Source organism: Bradyrhizobium sp. 27S5 (genome assembly GCF_037217225.1).
In the GTDB taxonomy this organism is placed as follows: domain Bacteria; phylum Pseudomonadota; class Alphaproteobacteria; order Rhizobiales; family Xanthobacteraceae; genus Bradyrhizobium; species Bradyrhizobium septentrionale.
In genome coordinates, this window is sequence record NZ_CP147714.1 from 4006097 (window position 1) to 4023203 (window position 17107).

General features: G+C 62.3%; 11 protein-coding genes. 5 read left to right on the plus strand and 6 right to left on the minus strand.

Translation table 11 applies throughout. The features are described 5' to 3' along the window. The first annotated feature begins 492 nt into the window (after positions 1-492). On the plus strand, positions 493-1146 hold the full coding sequence (locus tag WDM24_RS44510; RefSeq protein ID WP_414645734.1) for a ClpX C4-type zinc finger protein: 654 nt from the start codon (positions 493-495) through the stop codon (positions 1144-1146). Positions 1147-1260: 114 nt separating this feature from the next. On the opposite strand, the gene WDM24_RS18550 is transcribed toward WDM24_RS44510, so the two are convergent. Further along, positions 1261-3057 carry an NACHT domain-containing protein gene (locus WDM24_RS18550; RefSeq protein WP_338832026.1) on the minus strand — a complete coding sequence of 599 codons (1797 nt, stop codon included), beginning with the start codon at positions 3055-3057 and terminating at the stop codon, positions 1261-1263. Between the two features lie 188 nt (positions 3058-3245). Then, positions 3246-7019, minus strand: a complete 3774-nt coding sequence (locus tag WDM24_RS18555; protein WP_338832027.1) for a vitamin B12-dependent ribonucleotide reductase — start codon at positions 7017-7019, stop codon at positions 3246-3248. Between the two features lie 808 nt (positions 7020-7827). Between WDM24_RS18555 and WDM24_RS18560 the strand changes: the two genes are divergently transcribed. Further along, positions 7828-8721 (plus strand): DMT family transporter, encoded by an 894-nt coding sequence (locus WDM24_RS18560; protein WP_166294849.1) that lies wholly within the window; start codon positions 7828-7830, stop codon positions 8719-8721. Between the two features lie 328 nt (positions 8722-9049). Here WDM24_RS18560 and WDM24_RS18565 read toward each other — a convergent pair whose 3' ends face one another. Further along, positions 9050-11287 carry a CHASE3 domain-containing protein gene (locus WDM24_RS18565; protein ID WP_338832028.1) on the minus strand — a complete coding sequence of 746 codons (2238 nt, stop codon included), beginning with the start codon at positions 11285-11287 and terminating at the stop codon, positions 9050-9052. Between the two features lie 19 nt (positions 11288-11306). Then, positions 11307-11711: a response regulator gene (locus WDM24_RS18570; RefSeq protein WP_338700454.1), complete on the minus strand. Its 405-nt coding sequence runs from the start codon at positions 11709-11711 to the stop codon at positions 11307-11309. Between the two features lie 179 nt (positions 11712-11890). Between WDM24_RS18570 and WDM24_RS18575 the strand changes: the two genes are divergently transcribed. After that, a complete protein-coding gene (locus tag WDM24_RS18575; RefSeq protein ID WP_338832029.1) occupies positions 11891-12787 on the plus strand; it encodes a DMT family transporter in 897 nt (298 codons plus the stop codon). Positions 12788-12838: 51 nt separating this feature from the next. Here the strand turns inward: WDM24_RS18575 and WDM24_RS18580 are convergent, their stop codons facing one another. After that, positions 12839-13465, minus strand: coding sequence for a BA14K family protein (locus tag WDM24_RS18580; protein WP_338832030.1), 627 nt, complete (start codon positions 13463-13465; stop codon positions 12839-12841). A gap of 268 nt (positions 13466-13733) precedes the next feature. Here WDM24_RS18580 and WDM24_RS18585 point away from each other — a divergent pair, with 268 nt between their 5' ends. Continuing rightward, complete coding sequence (locus WDM24_RS18585; RefSeq protein WP_029082185.1) at positions 13734-14144, plus strand: NADH:ubiquinone oxidoreductase subunit NDUFA12; 411 nt, start codon at positions 13734-13736, stop codon at positions 14142-14144. A 649-nt stretch (positions 14145-14793) separates the two neighbouring features. Beyond that, positions 14794-16359: a phospholipase D-like domain-containing protein gene (locus tag WDM24_RS18590; RefSeq protein ID WP_338832031.1), complete on the plus strand. Its 1566-nt coding sequence runs from the start codon at positions 14794-14796 to the stop codon at positions 16357-16359. A 46-nt stretch (positions 16360-16405) separates the two neighbouring features. Here the strand turns inward: WDM24_RS18590 and WDM24_RS18595 are convergent, their stop codons facing one another. Beyond that, complete coding sequence (locus WDM24_RS18595) at positions 16406-17101, minus strand: DJ-1/PfpI family protein (RefSeq protein WP_338832032.1); 696 nt, start codon at positions 17099-17101, stop codon at positions 16406-16408. Positions 17102-17107 lie beyond the last annotated feature (6 nt).

Consider the following 17107-nt stretch of genomic DNA (forward strand, 5'->3'; position numbering starts at 1 on the left):
GTACGATCTTGATCGTCAGAGGCTCTCGGCATGGAAATGCTTACGCTCGAAGATCGCACCATGAGATATCAATGAGCATCCGATGTCGCCTTCGACGGCATCCGCATGGAGGTCTTTTCGGACGACGGGCACGTGCTCTTTGATGTCAGCGTGGCGGATAACGGTTCGATCACAATCAACGCCTTCGGCGGAGAGGTAGCTGCAAACGTGATCGAAGCGAGTAGGGCGGGTTAGCCAAGCGTAACCCGCCGCGACTGTTGCGAGCGAAGCGGCGGAGTACGCCTTCGGCGAATCCGCCCTACGCTTGCTACGTTTGCTTGTCGGTATTGACAACAAGTCGATCGAGCCCAATTATGGTCGCGGGTCGATACACCCGCTGCTTGCGCCCTTTGTGGATAGTGAACGTATCGAAATCAGCTACACCCTCGCTATTGGCGAGCGGGTCGGCAAGGCAAGCACCGATCTCCTCCGTTCGCCAATAGGGGTGCTACCATGCGCGATTTTCGCGATGCGAAGGCTATGGCGCGGTCTCTGCGCAACGCCTTGAATGCCAAGGCGAAACAAACCACTCACAGCGAGTCTCTGGAGTTGATCGCCAAGGCGTTCGACTGCGAGACCTGGAATATCCTGTCTGCCAAGATCGATGCCGCCAGCGCACAGAAGCAGGCCGCTCAGGGTGGTCTGCTCTACTGCTCATTCTGCGGCAAGAATCAACATGACGTGAGCAAATTGGTGGCGGGTCCTGCCGTCTTCATTTGCGACGAATGTATCGACCTGTGCACCGATATCGTCGACGAAAATCTCCATTACTTGATTGAAGAAAACGAGGAGAGCGCTCGCGCTTTGCCGACCGATCGATTGCTGCACTATGTCGAGCACGCGAGCAAGATGGTGGAGCGCCATCGTTTGATGTTGCAGCGCATTGACCGGATGATTGCGGTTCGATCGAGTCCATCGCCGACGGACGAGGAGGGGCCACAATCGCCGATCTTCGCTCAGCTCAAGATCAAGACCTCAGATGAATTGCTGGCCATGAAGAAACTCTCGCAAGATCAAATCAGCCGCTATGAGCGGGTTCAACGGACTGCCGCGCCCATCATCAACGAGCGAACGCAACAGTGTGTAGGGCGGGTTAGCGAAGCGTAACCCGCCGAGAATGTTGCGAGCGAAATGGCGGATTACGCCTTCGGCTAATCCGCCGACGCTTGCCGTGTTCAGCCGACGGTCCCGAATATCTCCGTTCTAACCGAGCGACGTCTGTTAGCGTGCGAGCATCTCTGCCACGATGTTGTTTCGCTGCTTTGCTTGACCTTCAATCGTACGGAGCGTGGACGCTGCGTGCTCCCGGAGCTTCAACGCGAACTCCACGAAACCTACTTCAATAAGGAGCTGATCGTCGATGTCGGAAAGTGAAATTTCAAGATTGTTTCTCGCCGAATGGGTATCGCCGTCGATTTCTCTAGCTCGTCGCAGGACGGTCTCCTCGTCAAACCAGGGATACCCATCGATCGAATAGAACTGACGTAACAGTGCGTAGGTTGAAAACCATCCTTTGGAATTGGAAACTACCACCGTTACCTTGTTGTCGAGATGGTCATCCTCGCCATCATAGTGGATCGCAGAGAAAAGCATCCGGAAGACTTTGATGGGATGATTATCAATGTCGATCTTATGCAAAGCCGCAGATAGTTTTCGAATCCTGTCTTCATAGAACTTTGCCTCAAATGCGGGCCTGTTCATGTCAATCAGCATCGAGATGACGTTGTCCTCGCGGGCAGATTCAACCAATAGTTCAATGATCTTTCCGATCTGCGGGACGTCGCGTTGTGCGAGGAAAAGAGCTGTAAAGTATTCTTGAAAAGATCGATGCAGGAAGGCAAGGCTGTCGCCATCTTTGAGCAGCAGGCAGATAGGCTCTTGCAGGTCATTGACGAACATCTGGTCGTTAACTGTGACCGTTTCGTAGAGAGCTGCTTTCCGAGTGTACTGGCGGGCCGCTTCTTCGTTGAACGATATCTGACGATCAACGTAAGAGAACAAACAATATGTCGTAAGGACCCGTTTGAAATCATCGACCGACAGGGTTGTGTAGAATTTGCGCTTGAAAGAGGCTTTGGTTGCGTCATGCTTGCTATAGAGCACATTGAAGGCTTGCTCGTAGAAGACGTGCATCTTGGAGGGGATTTCGGCAAACTCTTCGAACGTCATCAGCATCATGGTACATAGCAATGGATTTGACAAAAATTCTTCGTGGGTCTCGAAGATTGATGAGTTGACTTCATTCAAGAACTTCTTCTTCGATGCCTCGTCGTAATCAATCTTGTTGATCAGCTCGTTTACTTGTTCTTTGTCGAGGGGCAATATTTCGCCCACATGAAATTCGGTCCACGAGGAGAATCGATCGAGAGGCCGGCTGGATATCAACGCGAGAGTTCTCGCGTACTTGAAAGTTAGTTCGAGAATTTGATCAGATATCTGATCTCTCAGCGTGTGCTCCACTTCATCCAAGCCATCCAACATCAAGACAAACTTGCCATGCGCCAAGCAGTACTCGAGCTGCGTTTGAGAGAAGCCTTTGATGATGGATGAAATTTGGTTGAGGATATAGGTGAGAAGGTTGGCGTTCGTATTATTCAGGTGTCGCATCTCGATAAAGATAGGAATTCGACCGATGGGTTCACGACACAGTGTTACGTATAAATACTTCATAAACATCGACTTGCCTGAGCCGGCCATGCCGGTGACAACGATGCGGCAGTGTTCTTGGAATAGCCTCAGAAAGGTGGCTTGATCGGCCTCTGTTCTGGCGAAGCCAATTAGCGGATGGACATATGCGCGTTCGATGTCGATAGGTTCGTATCGATGAAGCAATGTCTTGACCTTTGCGCATCGTTCTAGATTTCGCTGAGTAAGTTTTTTGAATCCAATTTCCAATTCTACGGTCAGCTTCTCGGCTTGGGCCTTAGCTAAGCCAACCGTTGACATAACGATTTCCTTGCATATCGCCGCTGTGGCTTGGGAGATTCCAGCTAGTATCGCTGCGGTGATGTCAGCCATCGGAGTTCCTGCAATGCGGGATGATAAAATGGACAGAGTGGCGTAGCAGAGGGAGTCTGAATTAGCGCTTGCTTACTCTCTCTCTGGTTGTAGTCTGCTTTGCGGGAATAAGAAAGGGCGGCCGTTTGGCCGCCCTTTCTGTTACCCGAGTCAAAGCACGAGCGTGACGCCGACGTTCCTCTACCGCCTCACGAACACCCCGTCGTGCTTCCGCAAGTATCACACTTCATGCACGTGCCATTCCGCACCAGTGTGAAGTTGCCGCACTCCGAGCACATCTCGCCTTCGTAGCCCTTGGCCTTCGCTTCGGCGCGGCGCTCGGCCTTGGATGGTGCGACGGCTGCGGCGGTGCCGGCCTTGCTCCAGTTCAGCGCCTCGAGCTTTTCCGTCGGCGAGAGGTCGTGGCTGACCTCCTGCTTTAGCGCAACCGCGCCTTCGATGGTGTCGGAGACGCCGCGCGCGGTTGCGCCGTGGGGGCTAAGCGCAGTGACGCGGCTGCCGCCGGCGGGGGCGTTGTCGGCGTTGCCGCTCACCGCGGCCGAGCCGCCGCGCATGACGACGAGGTTGTCGGTGCGCGAACGGGTCAGGCCCTTCGATACGTACTTCGTCGCCTGGTGGGTGGGGGCCTCATCCGGCTCCTTGCCTTCCTCGACGCCCTTGCCGAGCGCGTCGAAGCCGCTTTCGTTCGGATCGACATGGGCGAGGTCGAAGCGGCTCATATAGCTCACCGCGAGCTCGCGGAAGACATAGTCGAGGATCGAGGTCGCGTACTTGATGGAGTCGTTGCCCTGCACCGGGCCTGCGGGCTCGAAGCGCGTGAAGGTGAAAGCGTCGACATATTCTTCCAGCGGCACGCCGTATTGCAGACCGAGTGAGACCGCGATCGCAAAGTTGTTGATGAAGGAGCGGAGTGCGGCGCCTTCCTTGTGCATGTCGATGAAGATCTCGCCGAGCCGTCCGTCGTCATATTCGCCGGTGCGCAAGTACACCTTGTGGCCGCCGACAACAGCCTTCTGGGTGTAACCCTTGCGGCGATCGGGCATCTTCTCGCGCTCGCGCATCACGATGATGCGCTCGACCAGCTTCTCGACGATCTTCTCCGAGACCTGGGCGGCACGCGCCGCCATCGGCTTCTCGTAGAGCGCCTCGACCGCATCGTCCTCGTCCTCATCGTCGGAGATGAGCTGCGAGTTGAGCGGCTGCGAGAGCTTCGAGCCGTCGCGGTAGAGCGCGTTGGCCTTCAGCGCCAGCTTCCACGACAACAAATAGGCGGACTTGCAGTCCTCTACCGTGGCGTCGTTCGGCATGTTGATGGTCTTGGAGATCGCGCCCGAGATGAACGGCTGGGAAGCCGCCATCATCCTGATGTGGCTCTCGACCGAGAGATAACGCTTGCCGATCTTGCCGCAGGGGTTGGCGCAGTCGAACACCGGATAGTGTTCGGCCTTCAGGTGTGGCGCGCCTTCGACCGTCATCGCGCCGCAGATGTGCACGTTGGCGGCTTCGATCTCGCGCTTGGTGAAGCCGACCGCGGCGAGCAGGTCGAAGCCGGGGGTGGCAATCGCCTCGGCGCCGATGCCGAGCGTGTCGCGAATGAAATCCTCGCCAAAGGTCCACTTGTTGAAGGCGAACTTGATGTCGAACGCGGTCGGCAGCGCCTTTTCCACTTTTGCGATCGCTTCGTCGGTGAAGCCCTTGGTCTTCAAGGTCGAGGCGTTGATCCCAGGCGCATTCGACAGCGAGCCGTGGCCGACGGCGTAGGCCTCGATCTCCGCGATCTCGCTCTCGCGATAGCCGAGCGCGCGCAGCGCCGCCGGCACCGCCTGGTTGATGATCTTGAAGTAGCCGCCGCCGGCGAGCTTCTTGAACTTCACCAACGCGAAATCAGGCTCGATGCCGGTGGTGTCGCAATCCATCACCAGGCCGATGGTGCCGGTCGGCGCCACCACCGTGGTCTGGGCGTTGCGATAGCCGTTCACTTCTCCCAACGCCAGCGCGTCGTCCCACGCCAGCCTGGCATGCGCGACGATGTCGGCCTGCGGGCAGGAGGTGTGGTCGAGCGCCACCGGATTGACGGCGAGCGCCTCATAGCCGCGGCTTTCACCGTGCGCGGCGCGGCGGTGGTTGCGGATCACGCGCAGCATGTGCGCGGCGTTCTTCTTGTAGCCCGGGAAGGTGCCGAGCTCGCCCGCCATCTCGGCCGAGGTCTTGTAGGAGATGCCGGTCATCACGGCGGTCAGCGCGCCGCACAGCGAACGGCCTTCCTTGCTGTCATAGGGCAGGCCCATGGTCATCAGCAGGCCGCCGATGTTTGCAAAACCGAGGCCGAGGGTGCGGAACTCGTAGGACAGCTCCGCGATCGCCTTCGACGGGAACTGGGCCATCATGACGGAGATTTCCAGCACGATGGTCCAGAGCCGGCAGAGGTGCTCGTAGGACTCGATGTCGAAGCGCTTGGTGCTCGTGTTGTAGAAGGTGAGCAGGTTGGCGGAGGCCAGATTGCACGCCGTGTCGTCCAGGAACATGTATTCCGAGCACGGATTGGACGCGCGGATGTCGCCGGACGCCTTGCAGGTGTGCCAGTCGTTCATCGTGGTGTTGAAGTGCAGGCCGGGATCGGCCGACGCCCAGGCGGCGTAACCGATCTTTTCCCAGAGGTCGCGGGCCTTCAGCGTCTTGGTCACCTTCTTGGTGGTGCGTCCCACCAGATTCCAGTCGCCGTCGGTTTCCACCGCGCGCAGGAAGTCGTCCTTCAGCGACACCGAGTTGTTGGAGTTCTGGCCGGAGACGGTGAGGTACGCCTCGGAATCCCAGTCGGTGTCGTAGATGTCGAACTGGATGTCCTTGTAGCCCTGCTTGGCAAACTGGATGACGCGCTTGATGTAGTTGTCGGGCACGAGGCTGCGGCGCGCGAGCTTGATCTCGCGGCGGAGAGCCGGGTTCTTCTCGGGATCGAAGCAGTCGTCACCGCTGCCTTCGCAATTGACGCAGGCCTTCATCACGGCCTTGAGGTGCTTCTGGTTGATCTTGGAGCCGGTGACGAGCGCTGCGACCTTCTGCTCCTCCTTCACCTTCCAGTCGATATAGGTCTCGATGTCCGGATGGTCGGCATCGACCACGACCATCTTGGCGGCGCGGCGGGTGGTGCCGCCCGACTTGATCGCGCCGGCTGCGCGGTCGCCGATCTTGAGGAAGCTCATCAGGCCGGAGGAGCGGCCGCCGCCGGAGAGCTTTTCGCCTTCGCCGCGCAGGCTCGAGAAGTTGGAGCCGGTGCCGGAGCCATATTTGAACAGGCGCGCCTCGCGCACCCAGAGGTCCATGATGCCGCCCTCGTTGACGAGGTCGTCGCCGACGCCCTGGATGAAGCAGGCGTGCGGCTGCGGATGCTCATAGGCCGACTTCGATTTCGTCAGCTTGCCGGTCTTCCAGTCGACGTAATAGTGGCCCTGGCCGGGGCCATCGACGCCATAGGCCCAATGCAGGCCGGTGTTGAACCACTGCGGCGAGTTCGGCGCGACCATCTGCTTGGCGAGCTGGAAGCGGAGCTCGTCGAAGAAGGCGAGGGCGTCTTCTTCCGAAGAGAAGTAGCCGCCCTTCCAGCCCCAATAGGTCCAGCAGCCGGCGAGGCGATCGAACACCTGTTTTGCGCTGGTCTCGCCGACGATGCGCTCGTTCTCGGGCAGCAGGGCGAGCGCCTCGGTGTCGGGCACCGAACGCCACAGCCAGGACGGTACGGTCTCTTCCTCGACCTTCTTCAGGCGCGCGGCCACGCCGGCTTTGCGGAAATACTTCTGCGCCAGCACGTCGGAGGCGACCTGCGACCAGAACTCCGGCACCTCGACATTCTCGGCGCGGAACACGACCGAGCCGTCCGGATTGCGGATCTCTGATGTGGTCAGGCGGAAATTGATCCCGGCATAGGGAGATTGTCCGCTGGTAGTATTGCGCCGATCGATTTGCATGGTCGAGCCCCGTCTCTTCTTCTGCCCGGCCCCACGTTTTCTCCGCAGGTTGCCGGAATGTTATCCGTTCACGAACGACCGGAACACGCGTCAGCACGCCTCCCGTCATCCGCAGCTCAGCCGGTGGACCCGGCCTGTTCTCTCATCCGCTCGGCGCCGGTTTGACCCGGCCCTGCGGCGGCACGATCCCGGCGCGGATCCCGACGTTGCGGGTCCTCCGGGTCATGCATTCAACGCCCCAAAACGCTTCACGCGACACGTCACGCGTACGCTTCTTTCGGGCCGGTTCCGGCCTCTGTTTCCGGGTCCTTCTCGGCCCGTTTGTCGTCCCGACGGCGGCCCAAAATCAGGGCAGACAAGCCCTTCACCCGCGGCCCAAAGGCCTGGCGGAGTGGTCATTTTGGTACCCTTGTGGGAGCGACCGGCGGGAACCCAAACACACTCGCGCCGAACAGGTTGAAAACTAGGCCATGTCCGTCTCACCCGTCAAGGACTAGTACGAGTTTCTGAATCAAACACTAAATATGGTGGATGGAGGGGGATAACAGGGGTCGGTGCCGCGCCTGTGATCGAGCCAACTATCGGTGAGTCCTCAGGGATTCCCAAGCCAAAAAAATTCGCTCCGCCTGTGGATTGGAGTTTCGCCCCGCTGTTCACAGGCGAAGTTTTTATTCGCCGTCCCGGATTGAATTTTAGGGACTCACGTAGGGCTACGGGCAAACTAAGGATCAGGCATGTCAGGGGCGTGATGGTCGGGCGACAAAATCGCGGGCAAGCTGCGGCCGACTCACATCCCCCGCCGGGTTCCATGACAGACCAGAAGCCTCACGCGCGGCCGCGCCTTGCGCCCGCCGGCCTGATGTTCCTCGCCATCACCTCGGTGGGCTGGGGGTTCAACTGGCCGTCTACAAAATTCCTGCTCAGCGAGCTGCCGCCGCTGACGCTGCGCGGCACCACCGGCGTGATAGGCGCGGTGCTTCTGGCGGTGCTGGCGCTGATCCGCGCGCAGAGCCTGCAGGTCGAGGCCCGGCTGTGGCCGCGGCTCGTGCTGTATGCGGCGCTCAACGTCACCGGCTGGATGGTGCTGATGGGGCTGGCGCTGCTCTGGCTGCCGGCGAGCGAGACCGCGTTGATCGCCTACACCATGCCGGTATGGGCTTCGCTCTTGGCCTGGCCGGTGCTCGGCGAGCGGCCGACGCTGCTGCGGACCATCGCGCTGGTGATGGCGTTCGCCGGGCTCGCGGCGATCATGGGCGGCAACGGCATTTCCGCCAGCAAGGAGAAGCTGCCGGGAATCATCATGGCGCTCTGCGGCGCCTTCGGCTTTGCGCTCGGCACGGTGCTGGCGAAGAAATACCCTCTGGTGATGCCGCCGATCCCGGCCGCGGCCTGGCAGATCGGCCTCGGCTGCGTGCCGATCGCAATCGTCGGCCTCCTGGTCGAGACCACGCATCTCGAGAGGGTGACGACGATCGGCTGGTGGCTGCTGGTCTATTCGACGCTGATCCAGTTCTGCGTTGCCTATGTCGCCTGGTTTGCCGCGCTCGCCCGCCTGCCAGCCTCGGTGGCGGCGATCGGCACCATGGCAGTGCCTGTGATCGGCGTGGTGGCGTCGGCGATAGCGCTCGGCGAGCCGCTCGGGCCGATCCAGATCACCGCGCTGCTGTTCACGCTCGCCGGCGTCGCGCTGGCGACGCGGTAGCTGCGTCTCGCTCTGCGCCACAAACTCGTCATGCCCGGCCTTGTGCCGGGCATCCACGTCTTGGCCTCTGAGCAAAAGAAGACGTGGATGGCCGGGACAAGCCCGGCCATGACGACGTGGCAACGTCAGTTGCAGAAGTCCGCAAATGCAATATACGACAGCCCCAGAGTGCATGATTTCTGAATAACGGAAAAATGTCGCTGATTAGCCCGTCGTGTCAAGGCACCGTGGCGAACGTCGGCTCCTTTGCATGGGGTTGTTTTCGATATTTTGGCAGCGCACCCCTGCGATCGCCCTGCCGCAACCGAGGAGAGGTCGAGGCGTCGCGTCACTCGCCGAGCGCCTGCTGCAGCATGCTGGAAAGCTGCGCCTTGCGGTAAGGCTTCGCCAGCAACAGCACGCCTTCGTCGAGGCGGCCGTGATGCACGATCGCGTTCTCGGTGTAGCCCGAGGTGTAGAGCACCTTGAGGCCGGGCCGCCGTTTTCTCACTTCGTCGGCGAGCTGGCGGCCGTTCATGCCGCCGGGCATGATCACGTCGGTGAACAACAGGTCGAACTTCTCGCCCTTGTCGACCAGCGCCAGCGCCGCGCGGGCGTCGGGCACGGCAATGGTCTTGTAGCCGAGGGCGCCAAGCTGGGTGACGACGTAGTTGCGCACCAGCTGGTCGTCCTCCACCACAAGGATGACTTCGCTGCCGCGCCGCACCGGCTCCGGCTCCGGAGCCGTCGCCTCGACCTGGCCGCGGGCAGGGGGCAGATAGAGCTTGATCGTGGTGCCGTGGCCTTCCTCGCTGTAGATCTTGATGTGGCCGCCAGACTGCTTGACGAAGCCGTACACCATGCTCATGCCGAGGCCGGAGCCCTTGCCGACCTCCTTGGTGGTGAAGAACGGCTCGAACACCTTGTCCTGCACCGCGTGCGACATGCCGGTGCCGGTGTCGCTGACCGCGAGCAGCACGTAGCGGCCCGGCGTGATGTCGGGGTTGGTCGCGGCATAGGCGTCGTCGAGCACGATGTTGCTGGTCTCGAACAGCAGCTTGCCGCCGTTCGGCATCGCGTCGCGCGAGTTGATCGCCATGTTGAGCAGCGAGTTGGCAAGCTGCGACGGATCGATATGGACGCTGGCGACATCGGGGGCGAGCACCGAATCGATCTCGATCTGCTCGCCGAGCGTCGGCCGCAGCAGTTTTGCGATATCGACCACGGTGCCGTTGATGTCGACGGTGCGCGGCTCGAGCGGCTGGCGGCGGGCGAAGGCGAGCAGATGCTGGATCAGCTCGCGGCAGCGCTCGGCGGCGCGGTCGATCAGTTCGGCGGTTTGCGCCAGCTTCGGCTGGTTGCGCAGGCTGTCGACCAGCGTCTCGGTGGTGCCGGTGATGACAGTCAGCATGTTGTTGAAGTCGTGCGCGACGCCGCCGGTCAGCTTGCCGATGGCGTCGAGCTTCTGCGCCTGTTGCAGCTTGTGCTCGGTTTCGCGCGAGGCGGTGATGTCGTGATAGATCAGCGCGGCCCCGGTGATGGCGTCGTCGCCATCGCGCAGCGGGCAACCCGACACCACGAGGTGAATCGGTGGCGCGCCCCGGACCGGCTTGGCGACGAATTCCAGCCCGTCGAATTCCTCGCCGCGCAGCGCCTTGGCTGAGGGCATGTCGTCAGCCTGCATCGGCGTCTCGCCGTCGGACTGGAAAACGTTGCTCATCGCGCGCAGCTGCCGGAGCGTCATGCCCGGCTTGTAGCGCAGCATCTTCTCGGCGGCCGGGTTCGAGAGCAGCACGACGCCGGCGGCATCGATCACCAGCACCGCCTCCGCCATGCTGCGGAAGGTGGTTTCCATCACCGAGGTGGAGCGGCGCAGCCCTTCGAGCGCGGCGCCGAGATCCTTGGTGCGTTCGGCGACCTTGCCCTCGAGCGACAAATTAGTGGCCTTGGTGGCGCTGAGCGCGCCCTGCAGTTCGCGGCTGGCACGGCGGGCCGCCAGCGTCAGCGCGACCGCAAGCAGCAGGATCAGCACCACGCCGGCGAGGTCGATCGCCAGCAGCAGCCGTCCGTTGGTCTTCGACTGTCCGGTGCGAATCCCGAGCAGGCGGCGCTCTTCGGTGACCAGGCGGTCGAGCGCCGCTCCAACCTTGTCCATCAGCGCGCGGCTCTCGCCCGCGGAGATCAGCGCGGCGGCGCCGGCGGTGTCGCCCGCGCTGCGCATGCGGATCAGTTCGGCGCCGAGCGCGATGGCGCGCTTGACATCTGCCCTGGTGCCCGTGATCAGCTGCGCTTCGTCGGGCGCCGACTTCACCGCGGCCATCAGGCCGTCGAAGGCGGCGGTGAGGGCTGTGCTCTGCTCGCGGAATTCGTCGGCGAAGGACGCGTCGCCGGTCAGCGCAAAGCCGCGTGCCGCGCTTTCGACGCTGCGCGGCAGCGCCCGCGCATCCGAAATACGCTTGAGGACGCTGAGCGTGCGCTCGACCGAATCAATCTCGCTGCGCGACCTGACGTCCAGCCCGATCGACGCCGCGCTGATGACGAGAAGGATCGCAAGGCCGCTACCGAGGATGAGACGTTGGGAAGCCATCGACGATTAGTACGAGCAATTACTTCGAAAGACGAGCGGAAGGAGTGTACTTGGCAAGACATTCGTTCACGGCGGCAATCAGCGCCTGCGGGGTAAACGGCTTGCGCAGGCAGGCGGACGCACCGAGCTCGATCGTCATCCGCAGGAAGTCCGGCGCGCGGTCGGCATTGGCGAAAGCGTAGCCGGACATCGCGATCACAGGAATATCGGGGGCGCGTTCGTGGAAGATCCGGATCGCCTCGAAGCCCCGCATATGCGGCATGAAGACGTCGACAAGCATCACGTCGAACGTGCCGTTCTCCAGCGCGCGCATGCCGGCCTCACCGCCGTCGGCGACGGTGACCTCGAAGCCCTGGCGCTGCAAACAGACCTCGATGGCAACGCACACCATCGGGTCGTCATCGACCACGAGAACGCTCGGCACGATGCATCCTCTTGCTATGGCCTCGCGTGCCGGCGACTCGCTTGGCCCGTTTGCCGATTAAGGCGGAACCGCGACGGAAAGTCTGTATCATAGAATGCATATGCTGTTTGCTGACAAGCTGATTTCCAGCTAGCCCTGACACATCACTTGTATTTGTCCATTCCCTTTACGACAGGTCCATGACCGCAGTTCCAGCCGCCGGCCGCGCTCCGCTGTCACCGCTTGGCCTCGCATTCCTGGTGGTAGCCTCGACCGGCTGGGGACTCAACTTCCCGATCATGAAATTTCTGCTGAGCGAGTGGCCGCCGCTGTCCTCGCGCGGGCTGTGCGGCGTGGTCGGCGCGCTCGCGCTCGGTCTGGTGGCGGTCGCGCGGGGGCAGACGCTGCGTGTTCCGCCGGGCATGTGGTGGCGGCTTGCCCTGGTCTCGACACTGGCGATCGGCGGCTGGGTCGCCTCGATGGGGCTGGCGCTAATCTGGCTGCGGGCCAGCGAGGCGGCCGTGCTCGGGATCACGATCCCGGTGTGGGTCGCACTGGTGGCCTGGCCGGTGCTCGGCGAGCGGGTGTCGCTGCCGCGCGCGCTCGCGCTTGCGGTGGCGCTCGCCGGCATCGCCGCGCTGATCGGCGGCGGCGGTCTCGACGCAAGCCTCGGCAAGTTGCCGGGCATTCTGTTTGCGCTCGCGGGCGCGGTGTGTGTCGGGCTTGGCACGGTGCTGACCAAGTCCTTCAAGCTCGCGATGCCGCCATTGTCGCTCGCGGCCTGGCAGCTTGCGATCGGCTGCTTGCCGATCGCGATCATCGGCGTCCTGATCGAGCAACCGCAATTGGTCGCGCTGTCGCGGTTCGGCTGGGCGTCGATGATCTACATGACGCTGATCCAGTTCTGCCTTTGCTATGTCTGCTGGTTCGCGGCGCTGGAACGGCTGCCGGCGGCAACCGCATCGATCGGCACGCTGCTGGTGCCCGTCGTCGGCGTCCTGGCGGCAGCGGCGATGCTGCGCGAGCCGCTCAGCACCAGCGATGTCGCGGCGCTGGTCGTGACGTTCGCAGCCGTCGCAGTGGCCTTGCGCACATGAAAAAGGGCGGCGTTGCCGCCGCCCTTCGCAAACTTGAACGTCAGACCGCCATTACGGGCAGGGGTGCCGCAGGCCGTCATAGCCGAGATAGGTGCCGGAGCCCGGATCGTAGGACTTGTAGCGCTGCGCGCAGTAGCTCGCGTCGCCACCACCCGGCACGGCTTCTACGGCGACTGACGGTTCATCGTAATAGCCGTAGCTGTCGTCATAGTATCCGGGGCCATAGCCGTAACCGGAGCCATAATACGCGCCCGAGGCGAGGGCACCGCCGACCACCGCACCGGCAACCGCGCCGGGCCAGTATCCGCCGCCACGGTGATAGCCGCCGCGCCAACCGCCGCCACCGCCATGCCAGCGACCGCCGCCGCCACCGCCAGCCCACTGGCGGCCACCGCCTCCGCCGCCAGCCCACTGGCCACCGCCGCCAACGCGCGGGCCGGCTCCCATGGCCGCACCACGGCCGCCGCCAAAGCCACCGCCGCCGATATGGCCGCCACCACCGCCGCCGCCACCGCCGATGTGTCCACCGCCGCCGCCGCCACCTCCGCCACCGCGCGCGCCACCGCCGCCCATCGCGCCCATCTGCGCACCGGACTGTGCGAACGAGGCGGTCGGCATCACCATCGGCAGCGCAAGCGCCAGCGCCGCGGCGGTGCTCAGAACCTTCATATTGATCATTTTGAACTCCATCAAAACAGGTGATGTCTAACCATCTCTGCGGTCAGACGTTCCTGCGCTCCACATTGATTGTGCGTCATCTTTGCTTGGCAGGCGGCGCATGTATGGTGGCTGAACAAAACCGCCCGTGACCGCGTCATTTGGTCGCCAAACGGGTTCGTGATCGGGGCCGTTCGGGGGAGTGCGCGGTTACCTTGGCGGCGGCTGGACATTTGGGGTTTGAGGTGGCATCAGAGCCTGACTGCCTCGAACCGACGACCGGCCGCGCATGAAACAATTCCTGCTGAAATTCTTCACCTGGTGGAACGGCCAGACCTTTGGCACGCAATTGTGGACCTCGCGATTCGGCGAGCTGGTCGGCGAGGACGAGCAGGGCAATCGCTACTATCGCACCAAGGGCGGCGAGATCGACCCGACCCTGCATTTCGAGCGGCGCTGGGTGGTCTATAACGGCTACGCCGAAGCGTCCCGCATCCCGGCCGGGTGGCACGGCTGGTTGCATCACACCGTCGACGTGCCCCCGACCGAAGAGACCTACACGGCGCGGGAATGGGAGAAGCCGCATCTCCCGAACATGACCGGCACCGCGCAGGCCTATCGTCCGTCCGGCTCGACGCTGGCGAGCGGTCGCCGCCCCAAGGCGACCGGCGACTACCACGCCTGGACGCCGGGAAGCTGACCTTCACGCATTGCCGTTCGGACGTGCATCTGCGTCACGCCGCGCGTGCACCGCACGCGTGCGCGTGGTGACGCAAGTGCGTGCCTGTGGACAACGGTAACAGCGGGGACAGAGGGACGGCAGCCGAACATGTCCGCTTGCGCCGTGCACGGGTTCGCGGCTCAATGAAGCCATCTTACGGAGATGGGAAACCATCGCGTCGGATCGGGCTCCAGATCGCGACTGTCCCGATAAGCAGCGGCCTCCGAGTTGGATGCGGCCGGGAGATAGGCCCCCGGTACAGATGTCCTGAAATCGCCCGCAAATGTGAGGCTACCGTGAGACAGGAAGGGCCGCCCGGGAAACTGGGCGGCCTTTTTCTTTGCGCGTAACTCGTACTTGGCGCTCAACTGGTTCTTGGCGCGTGACCGGCCGCTTTGCGTGATCGGCACGCCGGCGCGCCGCCGGCATGGTCCCGCGCTGTTTTGTCCTCTTCCCGGATAGCCAATTCTCGCCGACGTTGTGAAATTATCGCTCACACGAAGAGATTGTTTGCTCGATTTTCGCTGGAGATTGCCATGCGCGTCACCAAGACGACCAAGGGCCTCAAGGTTCACGCCGTCGCCGGGACCTATGTCGTGATGCTGGGATTCGATCTGCCGCAGCGATCATGCAACGGCCTCAAGGGCTTTTCCATTCATCGCGTGGATCACACGGAAGACGAAGCCAAATACCTCGAAGGCATGAAGGCGTTCGCGGGGAAACCGACCCGGGATTTCCGGCGGGCGCGACCTACTCAACGAAGGACCAGCCGATCCAGAGCTTTCAATGGAGCGATTACAGTGCCAAGCCGGGGCACGACTACACCTACACGATCGCAGCGCTCAAGGGGACGCCAAGGGATCTGAAGATCTTTGCCGAGACCTCCGTCGATATCACGACGGAAAGCCCGGAGGGCGGCGATCAGGACGTCTATTTCAATCGCGGCGTCGCCGCCTCGCAGGAATACGCCCGCCGCTTCGGCAATCGCGCCCCGGACAAGGTCCCCAACAACCAGGCATTCATCTGGTTGTCACGCGGGCTCTACGAGGCGCTCGAAGCCTATGTGGAGTCATGCGGCCGCGGCGACAGGTTGCGCATCGCCGCCTATGAATTTCATTACGAGCCCTTTCTCAAGCTGCTCAAGAAGGCCGAGAGCCGCGGCGTCGACGTGAAGGTGGTGTTCGACAAGCGGAAGGCCGACCCTGGCGAAGCAAACACCAACGCCATCAAGGACACCGGGATCGGTGCATTCTGCACGCCACGCAAGAAGGGCAAATCCTACATCTCGCACAACAAGTTCATCGTGAAGATGAAAGGAAACAAGGCGCTCTCGGTCTGGACGGGCGGGACGAATTTCTCGAGCGGCGGCATCTTCGGCCATTCCAACGTCGGTCATCGCGTCGAGGACCCCGCGGTCGCCGAGCGCTACCTGACTTACTGGAACATGCTGGCTGAAGACCCGGATACGCCCGAGGCACGCGACCGGGTGGACGAGATCACCAAGGTGCAGAAGCTGCCGCCGCCGAAGGGGACGTCGGTGATCTTCAGCCCGCGCAAGGGCCTCGAGGCATTGCAATACTACGCGAAACTCGCCGCGAGCGCGGACCAGGCGCTTTTCATGACGTTCGCGTTCGGGATCAACAAGCTCTTCAAGGACGTCTATCGAACCTCCCGCGCGCCATTTCGAATGGCGCTGCTGGAGAAGGCAACCCGCCCGATGAAGGATGGTCCGGAGAAGAAGAAGGAAGAGCAGGACATCCAGCAGCTGAGGAATATGCCCGAGAACACCTTCGCGATCGGCGACTTCATCAGGACCACCGCGGTCGACGGCTGGCTCAAGGAGAAGCTGAGCGGACTGAATTCAAACGTGCGCTACGTTCACAACAAGTTCATGCTGGTCGACCCGCTTTCCGACGACCCGATCGTGGTGGCGGGCTCGGCCAATTTCAGCGATGCCTCGACCACCAACAATGACGAGAACATGATCGTGGTGCGCGGCAACAAGCGGATCGCTGATATTTATTTTGGTGAGTACATGCGCCTGTACAGCCATCACGCGTTTCGGGAGTCCCTGAAATGGCGCGACGACAAGAAGCCGCCGAAACCGCTCGAGCACGGCGACTGGTGGCGGGATTATTTTGGCACGACGGAGCGGTCGGTGCGGCGCCGCTATTTTGCGAGATCAAGCACGTAAGCCGGGCAGGAGCGCGGCGCCGACGCGCCGCGCGCATGCAGGCCGGCTATCCCGTCTGCGCCAAATTCGCCGCGGCACGGTTCATCTGTTCGGTGCGGCGGGTCTGCGACGGCGCGATCCGCTCCTTCACCAGAGCGAGGATCTCGGCCGGCGCGGTGTCGGGCGAGCCGGCATTGAAGGGCGGTGCGGGATTGTATTCGATCCCAAGCTGGATCGCTTCGGCGGTCTTGCGGTCGACAAGCTCCGACACCAGCGTCAGCGCGAAATCGATTCCGGCCGTGACGCCGCCGCCGGTGAAGCGGTTGCGATCGACGCAGACGCGCGTCTTCGTCGGGATCGCGCCGAAGCCGGCCAGAAAATCGATCGCGCTCCAATGCGTGGTCGCGCGATAGCCTTTGAGCAGGCCGGCCGCGCCAAGCACCAGCGATCCCGTGCAGACCGAAGTGATGTACTTCGCGCCGGCGGCCTGCCTGCGCAGGAAGGCGAGCATCTCCTCGTCGCCGACCATGTCGTTGGTGCCGGCCCCGCCGGGCACGCAGATCACGTCAAGCTGCGGGCAATCGGCAAACGTCATGGTCGGCGTGAGCACCATGACGGAATCGGTCGGAACGGGTTCGATCCGTTTCCAGATCAGATGAACCTTGGCGCCGGGGACGGCCGAAAACACCTGCAGCGGGCCGGTGAAATCGAGCTGGGTCACTTTCGGGAAGATCAGCAATCCAATCTGCAGGGGTTCGGACATCGGAAG

Excerpts from the sequence above, each read along its gene's own strand:
- WDM24_RS18550 (WP_338832026.1), bottom strand. The coding sequence starts at position 3,057 with ATGGCTGACATCACCGCAGCGATACTAGCTGGAATCTCCCAAGCCACA.
- WDM24_RS18560 (WP_166294849.1), top strand. The coding sequence starts at position 7,828 with ATGACAGACCAGAAGCCTCACGCGCGGCCGCGCCTTGCGCCCGCCGGC.
- WDM24_RS18585 (WP_029082185.1), top strand. The coding sequence starts at position 13,734 with ATGAAACAATTCCTGCTGAAATTCTTCACCTGGTGGAACGGCCAGACC.
- WDM24_RS18575 (WP_338832029.1), top strand. The coding sequence starts at position 11,891 with ATGACCGCAGTTCCAGCCGCCGGCCGCGCTCCGCTGTCACCGCTTGGC.
- WDM24_RS18555 (WP_338832027.1), bottom strand. The coding sequence starts at position 7,019 with ATGCAAATCGATCGGCGCAATACTACCAGCGGACAATCTCCCTATGCC.
- WDM24_RS18590 (WP_338832031.1), top strand. The coding sequence starts at position 14,794 with ATGCAACGGCCTCAAGGGCTTTTCCATTCATCGCGTGGATCACACGGA.
- WDM24_RS18565 (WP_338832028.1), bottom strand. The coding sequence starts at position 11,287 with ATGGCTTCCCAACGTCTCATCCTCGGTAGCGGCCTTGCGATCCTTCTC.
- WDM24_RS44510 (WP_414645734.1), top strand. The coding sequence starts at position 493 with ATGCGCGATTTTCGCGATGCGAAGGCTATGGCGCGGTCTCTGCGCAAC.
- WDM24_RS18580 (WP_338832030.1), bottom strand. The coding sequence starts at position 13,465 with ATGATCAATATGAAGGTTCTGAGCACCGCCGCGGCGCTGGCGCTTGCG.
- WDM24_RS18595 (WP_338832032.1), bottom strand. The coding sequence starts at position 17,101 with ATGTCCGAACCCCTGCAGATTGGATTGCTGATCTTCCCGAAAGTGACC.